The organism is Hafnia sp., from assembly GCF_036648275.1.
In the GTDB taxonomy this organism is placed as follows: Bacteria; Pseudomonadota; Gammaproteobacteria; order Enterobacterales; family Enterobacteriaceae; genus Hafnia; species Hafnia alvei.
Genome location: NZ_JAVXIQ010000001.1, coordinates 514,765 through 522,955, shown reverse-complemented (window position 1 = coordinate 522,955; position 8,191 = coordinate 514,765). Strand labels below are relative to the sequence as shown.

Annotated in this window: 6 protein-coding genes; 4 read left to right on the top strand and 2 right to left on the bottom strand. The window is 47.6% G+C overall.

Annotation, left to right across the window (positions count from 1 at the left end; translation table 11 throughout):
• Nucleotides 1–597 precede the first annotated feature (597 nt).
• Both pykF and RSC70_RS02600 read left to right on the top strand, forming a co-directional pair.
• The gene (gene pykF, locus RSC70_RS02605) at nt 598–2,010 is read left to right on the top strand and encodes a pyruvate kinase PykF (protein WP_025801234.1); all 1,413 of its coding nucleotides are present in this window, start codon (nt 598–600) and stop codon (nt 2,008–2,010) included.
• A gap of 302 nt (nt 2,011–2,312) precedes the next feature.
• Nucleotides 2,313–2,549, top strand: coding sequence for a major outer membrane lipoprotein (locus tag RSC70_RS02600; RefSeq protein ID WP_025801233.1), 237 nt, complete (start codon nt 2,313–2,315; stop codon nt 2,547–2,549).
• A gap of 214 nt (nt 2,550–2,763) precedes the next feature.
• On the opposite strand, the gene RSC70_RS02595 is transcribed toward RSC70_RS02600, so the two are convergent.
• Nucleotides 2,764–3,765, bottom strand: coding sequence for a L,D-transpeptidase family protein (locus RSC70_RS02595; protein WP_130998525.1), 1,002 nt, complete (start codon nt 3,763–3,765; stop codon nt 2,764–2,766).
• A 395-nt stretch (nt 3,766–4,160) separates the two neighbouring features.
• Here RSC70_RS02595 and RSC70_RS02590 point away from each other — a divergent pair, with 395 nt between their 5' ends.
• Nucleotides 4,161–5,603 carry a transporter substrate-binding domain-containing protein gene (locus tag RSC70_RS02590; protein WP_332541550.1) on the top strand — a complete coding sequence of 481 codons (1,443 nt, stop codon included), beginning with the start codon at nt 4,161–4,163 and terminating at the stop codon, nt 5,601–5,603.
• On the opposite strand, the gene RSC70_RS02585 is transcribed toward RSC70_RS02590, so the two are convergent.
• Nucleotides 5,593–7,209 carry a peptide ABC transporter substrate-binding protein gene (locus RSC70_RS02585; protein ID WP_282814304.1) on the bottom strand — a complete coding sequence of 539 codons (1,617 nt, stop codon included), beginning with the start codon at nt 7,207–7,209 and terminating at the stop codon, nt 5,593–5,595. The two genes, RSC70_RS02590 and RSC70_RS02585, sit on opposite strands and share 11 nt — an antisense overlap.
• 262 nt (nt 7,210–7,471) lie before the next feature.
• Here RSC70_RS02585 and mpaA point away from each other — a divergent pair, with 262 nt between their 5' ends.
• Nucleotides 7,472–8,191, top strand: a complete 720-nt coding sequence (gene mpaA / locus RSC70_RS02580) for a murein tripeptide amidase MpaA (protein ID WP_040045037.1) — start codon at nt 7,472–7,474, stop codon at nt 8,189–8,191.

The following is an 8,191-nucleotide window of genomic DNA, read 5'->3' as shown; positions in this document are numbered from 1 at the left end:
CACCACCTTGACATGGTGGGGGTCGGTGATTCGAGTTCACTCGGACGCACCATTCAATTTTGATATTCCCTTCTTCCCAAAACTTTCCCAACCCTAGCTATTTTAGACTTTCGAATAATTCTTTATTACCCATTTCATCAATGCATTGCTGACAGAAATATCGCCATCACGTTCTTTTCATTTGTTGCGCAACAAACGCAATGGATTTGTTACATATGCGCAGCAATCGTCGTTTTTTTAACTAATCACGTGTTGATTTAGGCAAATTCGTTGTCATTTCCGATACTAAGACCGTATAATACGAAACGTCATTTCAATTGAATGGTTTCAGCCCTTGATCTGTCGCTACGCAAACTACAACTCATATATGCTTTCGCGCTTATCAATTCTTAAACGCGGAGAACACTTTTCCGCATCCATCCCTCAGCTGTCATCTATTCTTAGTAGTGTTTCAACATCCCGATTACCGACGTTCACACTTTTAGGCAACGTTAACCTTTTAAGCAACATCGTTTTATCGGCTTCATCTCTTGCTCACGGCAATGCCTTGAGCACTCTGTTTTTTCAATCCATCACAACTTGCAGAAATTAAACTTCATGAAAAAGACCAAAATTGTATGCACCATCGGTCCTAAGACCGAATCCGAAGAAATGCTGAACAACATGCTGACCGCAGGCATGAACGTTATGCGTCTTAACTTCTCCCACGGTGATTATGAAGAACACGGACAGCGCATCAAAAACATTCGCGCTGTTATGGAAAAAACCGGTAAGAAAGCCGCGATCCTGCTGGACACTAAAGGTCCAGAAATCCGTACTATGAAACTGGAAGGCGGCAAAGACGCTGCGCTGACAGCTGGTCAGACTTTCACTTTCACCACCGACCAGAGCGTTATCGGCAACACCAGCCGTGTTGCTGTTACCTACCCTGGCTTCGCTGCTGACCTGAAAATCGGCAACACCGTTCTGGTTGACGATGGCTTGATCGGTATGGAAGTCATCGAAGTTTCAGAAACTGAAGTGGTATGTAAGGTTCTGAACGCGGGCGATCTGGGCGAAAACAAAGGCGTTAACCTGCCAGGCGTTTCTATCCAACTGCCAGCGCTGGCTGAAAAAGACAAGCGTGACCTGGTATTCGGTTGCGAACAAGGCGTTGATTTCGTTGCAGCTTCATTCATCCGTAAGCGTTCTGACGTGATGGAGATCCGTGAGCACCTGAAAGCCCACGGAGGCGAAAACATTCAGATCATCTCTAAGATCGAAAACCAAGAAGGTCTGAACAACTTCGACGAAATCCTGGAAGCTTCTGACGGCATCATGGTTGCTCGTGGTGACTTGGGCGTTGAAATCCCAGTTGAAGAAGTTATTTTCGCTCAGAAAATGATGATCGAAAAATGTAACCGTGCACGTAAAGTTGTTATCACTGCAACTCAGATGCTCGATTCCATGATCAAAAACCCACGTCCAACCCGCGCAGAAGCAGGCGACGTGGCTAACGCCATTCTGGACGGTACTGACGCAGTTATGCTGTCTGGTGAAAGTGCTAAGGGTAAATACCCTCTTGAAGCTGTTAGCATCATGGCGACTATCTGTGAGCGTACTGACCGCGTGATGCAGAGCCGTATTGATACTCTGCACGACAGCCGTAAACTGCGCATCACCGAAGCCGTTTGCCGTGGCGCAGTAGAAACTGCTGAAAAACTGGACGCTCCACTGATCGTAGTTGCGACTGCCGGCGGTAAATCTGCTAAAGCCGTTCGTAAATACTTCCCAGATGCCATGATCTTGGCTCTGACCACTAACCCAGTCACCGCACGCCAGCTGATCCTGAGCAAAGGCGTGGTTCCTATGCTGGTTAAAGAGATCGCTTCTACTGACGATTTCTACCGTATTGGTAAAGAAGTTGCGGTTGAAAGTGGTCTGGCTCAGAAAGGCGATATCGTGGTTATGGTTTCTGGCGCACTGGTTTCTAGCGGCACAACTAACACCGCTTCTGTGCACGTTCTGTAATAGCATTTATTCTCAATATATCAAGCGCCGGTTTCCGGCGCTTTTTTTTTACATTTGTACAGCATTTTTTCCTCTTGAATTCGTATTATTAATATAATTAATTTTCAAATCAAATAAGATGAATCCAATAGAAATGACCTGTTTTCTCTCCTTTTTTTAACCTTTTGGCAAAAGAAGGCGTTTCTTTGAGCGAACGATCAAAATAAAGCGATTTAGTACGAAAAATTTATTCTCTTTAGAAAATAGTTTGTGTAATACTTGTAACGCTACATGGAGATTAACTCAATCTAGAGGGTTTTATAATGAATCGTACTAAACTGGTACTGGGCGCAGTAATCCTGGCTTCTACTATGCTGGCTGGTTGTTCAAGCAATGCTAAAATCGACCAACTGTCTACTGATGTTCAGACTCTGAACACCAAAGTTGATCAGCTGAGCAACGACGTTAACGCAATGCGCGCTGACGTTCAGACTGCTAAAGACGACGCAGCACGCGCTAACCAGCGTCTGGACAACATGGCTACTAAATACAAGAAATAATATTTCTTGAGTCATGTAATAAAGGCGCACTTCGGTGCGCCTTTTTTTATCTCTCAATTCTGCCCTTTCCCGCCCTTCCCTTCGCCAACTTGCCTTTAGCCCGCTTTTTTAAGATCGGTCCAGAACATTCTTACATCGCAGCAATAAAAAAAGGACACCTTGCGGCATCCCTTTTAAATAACGTGAGACTGCGCTCAACGCTCGCTGAGAGTTTTTACTCTGTTGCGCTAGTCGAAGTCGCCTTAGCTTGTGTAATCTTCACTACGCTCGTTTCAGGCTCTGATTTCACTTCCTGACCATGGTTCACAATCACCGGCATACCTGAACGGCGCTTCACCGCATCGTCAAACACCAAACGATCGGTTAGCTGGCTGTCTGCAAACTTCTGCGCTGCTGGTTTTAGCGCAATATGCATCGTTTGTGGATCGTCTTTCTCGGTGCGCGATAGCGGCTGGTGCACTTCTACATAGCGCTTGCCATCAGGCTCAACCGACACTTTCACTGGCGCATTCACGATCTGCACGCGAGTTCCTTTCGGAACGGTTTTAAATAATGCTTCTATGTCGTCAGGACGCAGACGGATACAGCCAGAGCTAACGCGCATTCCAATACCGAAATTAGCATTAGTTCCGTGAATCAGATAAACCCCGCCCTGTGCGGATAAACGCAGAGCGAACAGCCCCATAGGGTTCTCTGGGCCCGCAGGGACCACCGCTGGCAGCGTGATGCCCTCGGCTTTGTAATGCTTGCGGATATTCGCCGTTGGCGTCCACGTTGGGTTAGCAATCGGCTGAGAAACGCTGGTCACCATTTCTGGCGTATTTCGCCCCAGTTGACCAATGCCAATCGGATAAACCACCACTTTGCTCTGTCCTTTCGGGTAGTAGAACAAACGCATTTCAGCCAAGTTGATGACGATCCCCTCACGTGGGGCATCCGGTAGCAGCATCTGAGTCGGAATCGTCAGCACCGTACCCGGTTTCGGCAAGTAAGGATCTACGCCAGGGTTAGCTTCCAACATTCCTAGCAACCCGATTTGGAAGCGCGCGGCAACATCCTCTAGCGGTTTGCCATTATTCTGTACGGTAAAGGTGGTGTTTTCGCCAATCAAACGGCTGTCTGGCGGCGGCAAAGGATATTCGGTTGCATTGGCGACAGACGTCCCTGCCATCCATACCGAAAGCAACATAGTTACAAGAGGTAGTGCACGCTTCATGCTTGATTCCCAGTCTTATCAGTTATCCTTCAGGCCGAAAGATAATTAATTAATTGTACAAGGCTGTAGAACTGCCCGTTTTATAAACACCAGTTATACTAACAGCCAGAGAGGAAAAGGCAATTTAAATGCCAGAAAATCAATGCTTTACTAAAATATTTTTGCTATACATTTCAGGTTGTTAACGGTTTCGCTGCTAATATGCACAAAAAATTAACCTTCGTGAATCAGATTGATCTGTTCTTCGGCACACGCTAGTGATGCAAACTGCACAAAAAAACCGCACCCCATTTCCCAGCAACTATAATTAACCAAATTACGCGACTTCTCGCCCATCCTTCTTTCTCGTCCCCAACCGGGTGGAAATATTCAGGTGGAAATATTCAGGTGGAAATATGGTGCGCTGCCTATTTTTACTCATTACTTTCTTCTTCATTGGCACTGCGAGCCACGCAGCGCCGAGTAAACCTCTGTCGCTTCCTACCACCATTAACTCTGTCTATGGTGATTTCGATGCCATGCAACAGCGCAGGGTCATTCGCGTTTTGATCCCCTACAGCAAAACCTTCTATTTTCTGGATAACCAAGGCACGCCACGTGGGCTGATGGTTGAGCTGATGCAACAGTTTGATAAAACGCTAAATAACGGCATCAAACCCGACAAAAAGATCCATGTCGTTATCATCCCTACCTCGCGTGATAGGCTGATTCCTGATTTATTGGCAGGAAAAGGCGATCTGATTGCCGCAAACCTCACCATTACACCAGAGCGCCAACAGCAGGTTGATTTCACCATCCCGCTAGCCAGCGGCGTGCATGAAGTGATTGTGGCCAATAAACTTCAACCGGCACTCACAACGCGAGATGATTTAGCGGGAAAAAGCGTCTTTATCAATCCGTCCACCAGCTATGTGCAAAGTATTGCGCAGCTTAATCAACATTTAATCAGCAACAAGCTGGCTCCGGTTGAAGTCATTAATGCACCGGGCAATCTAGAGCCTGAAGATATTTTAGAAATGGTGAATGCAAATCTGGCTGGCTATACCGTGGTCGACCGCTATCTCGCTTTGCTCTGGCAGAAGATCTATCCCAATCTAGTAACCTACGATCAATTCGCATTACGAACCGATGGCAATATTGCCTTAGCCGTTCGTAAAAATTCCCCCCAGTTGCTGGCCGTTCTTAATCCATTTTGTAAAGCGCATAAATTAGGCACATCGTTTGGCAACCAGCAGGTTTATAAATATTTGCGCAGCGTTAGGTGGGTAAAAAGTGCCACATCAGAAAAAGAGATCGCCAAATTCAACCAGCTCACGACTATTTTCCAAAAGTACGGGCAGGAATACAGCGTAGACTGGCTACTGATGGTGTCACAGGGTTATCAAGAGTCACAGCTCGATCAACGCAAACGTAGCCATAGCGGCGCAATTGGCATCATGCAGATACTCCCCAGCACGGGAAAAGATCTTAAAGTCGGGGATATTTCGCAGGCAGAACCCAATGTGAATGCGGGCATTAAATATATTCGTTTTATGCAAGATCGCTATTTTGCCGATCAGCCGATGGATGAGCTCAATAAAATGCTCTTCACCTTTGCGGCCTACAATGCAGGCCCTGCGAAAATAGAAAAACTGAGAAAACAAGCCAAGCTGATGGGGCTTGATCCTAACCGTTGGTTTAATAACGTGGAGCGCGTGGCGCAATTAAAAATAGGCAATGAAACGGTGCAGTACGTGAGTAATATTTTCAAATATTACGTTGCTTATACGCTCATCAAACAACAACAACAGAAGAAAGAGCAGGCCGTTCCGCCTGCTCCCAACCAACCTAGTGCTTAATGATGTACATCGTCTGGCTATAGGCGACATCTTCAGGGTTAGTAATCGGATAGCCCTTCACCCAAGGCTTAATTAAGCGGCCATTGGTATATTGATAGATAGGTGCAATCGGTGCTTGGTCGGCCAAAATTTGCTCGGCCTGCGCGTAATCGGCATTACGTTTACCTGCGTCGGTCTCCTCGCTGGCCTGTTTTAGCAGTTTGTCGTATCCCGGACTATTAAATTTAGCGATATTGCCACTATGGGTCGACGTCAACAGCGTCAAGAACGTCGATGCTTCATTGTAGTCTCCTACCCAAGACGCGCGAACCACATCAAATTTGCCGGTGTTGCGGCTATCGATATAGGTTTTCCACTCCTGATTAGTCAGTTTCACCTGCGCACCCAGCGATTTTTTCCACATTGAAGCCACCGCAATCGCAATTTTCTGGTGGTTCTCTGAGGTGTTGTACAACAAGGTGAGTTTCAGCGGCTTATTCGGCCCATAGCCTGCTGCTTTCAGCCATGCTTTCGCTTGTTTGTTGCGTTCAGCCTGCGTCATTTTCTGAATAGCCAGCGGGACAGGCTCAAATCCTGCGGTTACATCTGGCGTTAAGTGATAGGCAGGCTTCTCGCCGGTACCTAATACTTTCTCGGCAATGATCTGTCTGTCGATGGCGTACGAGAGTGCTCTACGCACGCGAGCGTCATTGAGCGGCGCTTTTTGCGTATTAAAGGCGTAGTAATAGGTGCCTAGCTGGTCTGGCGTATAAACCTGCTCGGGGATATCCTTCATTAATTTGTGGTACATGTTTTTAGGGAAGGACTCCGTGATATCAATATCCCCTGCCAGATAGCGCTTGGTTGCAGCAGATTCTTGATTAATCGGAATAAACGTTACTTTAGTTAAGACGGTATTTTTATGATCCCAATAATACGGATTAGGTTTTAACACTATTTTTTCGTTAACCACTCGCTCCTGCATGGCGTATGCGCCGTTACCCACCAAATTCTCTGGCTTAGTCCAATCGTTACCGTATCTTTCGATGGTTTTTTGCGGTACGGGGAACAGGCTAAAATTAGCGAGAAGGTTTACAAAAAACGGTACGGGCTTATTCAGCTGAACCACCAGCGTGTGTGAATCCGGCGCAGCGACACCTAATTTTTGTACCGGCACTTGGCCGTTAATAATACCTTCGGCATTGGCGATACCCGCCATTTGCGCAAACCAAGCAAACGGCGACAGCGTTTTAGGATTCACTAAACGCTGCCAGCTATAGACGAAATCATAGGCCGTGACCGGATCACCGTTCGACCACTTAGCGTTCTCACGTAGCTTAAACACATAGCGTTTGTTATCGGTCGTTTGCCAGCTCTGAGCCACGCCGGGCGTTGGCTTGCCGTCTGCGCCCTGATTAACCAACCCTTCAAACAGATCTCGCGCCACCTGCGCCTCGGGTAATCCCACCACCTTTGCCGGATCTAGCGAAGCCGGTTCATCTTTAATATGACGAACAATCTCTTGTTTTTCAGCCAAAACGGTTCCCGCAGGAACCTGCGCGGCCTGCGCAGAAACGAACCCCGAAGCAATCAATGCGGATAATGCAGTAATACGAAAAAGATGCATAAATAGAACCCTATATATCCAAAATCATTGGCACGGCCGGCAGCATTCCCTAATCCCAGACACCGTTATTCCCCCCGCTCGTTTATTTTTGTCGTTGCGAACGTTTTCTGAGGTCAAAAAGTGTGCCTTAATAAGAAGGTTAACAGACGGAAATTATTCAGACTTAGACCCAAATAATTGGAGTTGCATCCAAGCAGAAAGCGAGCACGGATGCAGCTTCAAGTATGACGGCGTTATTCTACTATTACGGGAAACCTGTTGCATGGGAAATGGTGTAAAACAGATCCGCCCTCGCGCCGATCGCGGCCAAATTAGCGCGACGGCGGTCACCTATGGACATTCGTTGCTCGGCGCACCGCTGCTTTACTTTCCCGCCGTTCAACCCGATCGTGATACGGGACTGATTATTGCTGGCACCCACGGTGACGAAACCACCGCAGTCATCGCCTTATCCTGCGCGTTGCGCAGTCTCCAGCCGATGCAGCAACGCCACCATGTCATTTTGGCGGTCAATCCCGATGGCTGTCAGCTAGGATTGCGAGCAAATTCTGCTGGCGTGGATCTCAATCGTAATTTTCCTGCGGCTAACTGGCTGCCCGGCCATAGCGTGTATCGCTGGAACAGCGCCAGCAGCGAAAGAGATGTTAGGCTATCTACCGGCGACGCCGCAGGCTCAGAACCCGAAACGCAAGCGCTCTGCCAGTTGATCCACCGTTTGAAACCGGCGTGGGTCGTTTCATTGCATGAGCCTCTGGCCTGTGTGGAAGATCCGCACCAAACGCTGCTCGGGCAGCAACTTTCCGCCGATTTTGAACTGCCTTTAGTGAGCAACGTAGGATATGAAACACCGGGCTCATTTGGCAGTTGGTGTGCCGACCTCAGCCTTCCCTGCATTACGCTTGAACTACCGGCAATTTCTGCCGATCTCGCCAGCGAAAAATACCTTCCAGCACTGCTGGCGCTGATCGACTACGATTTATAA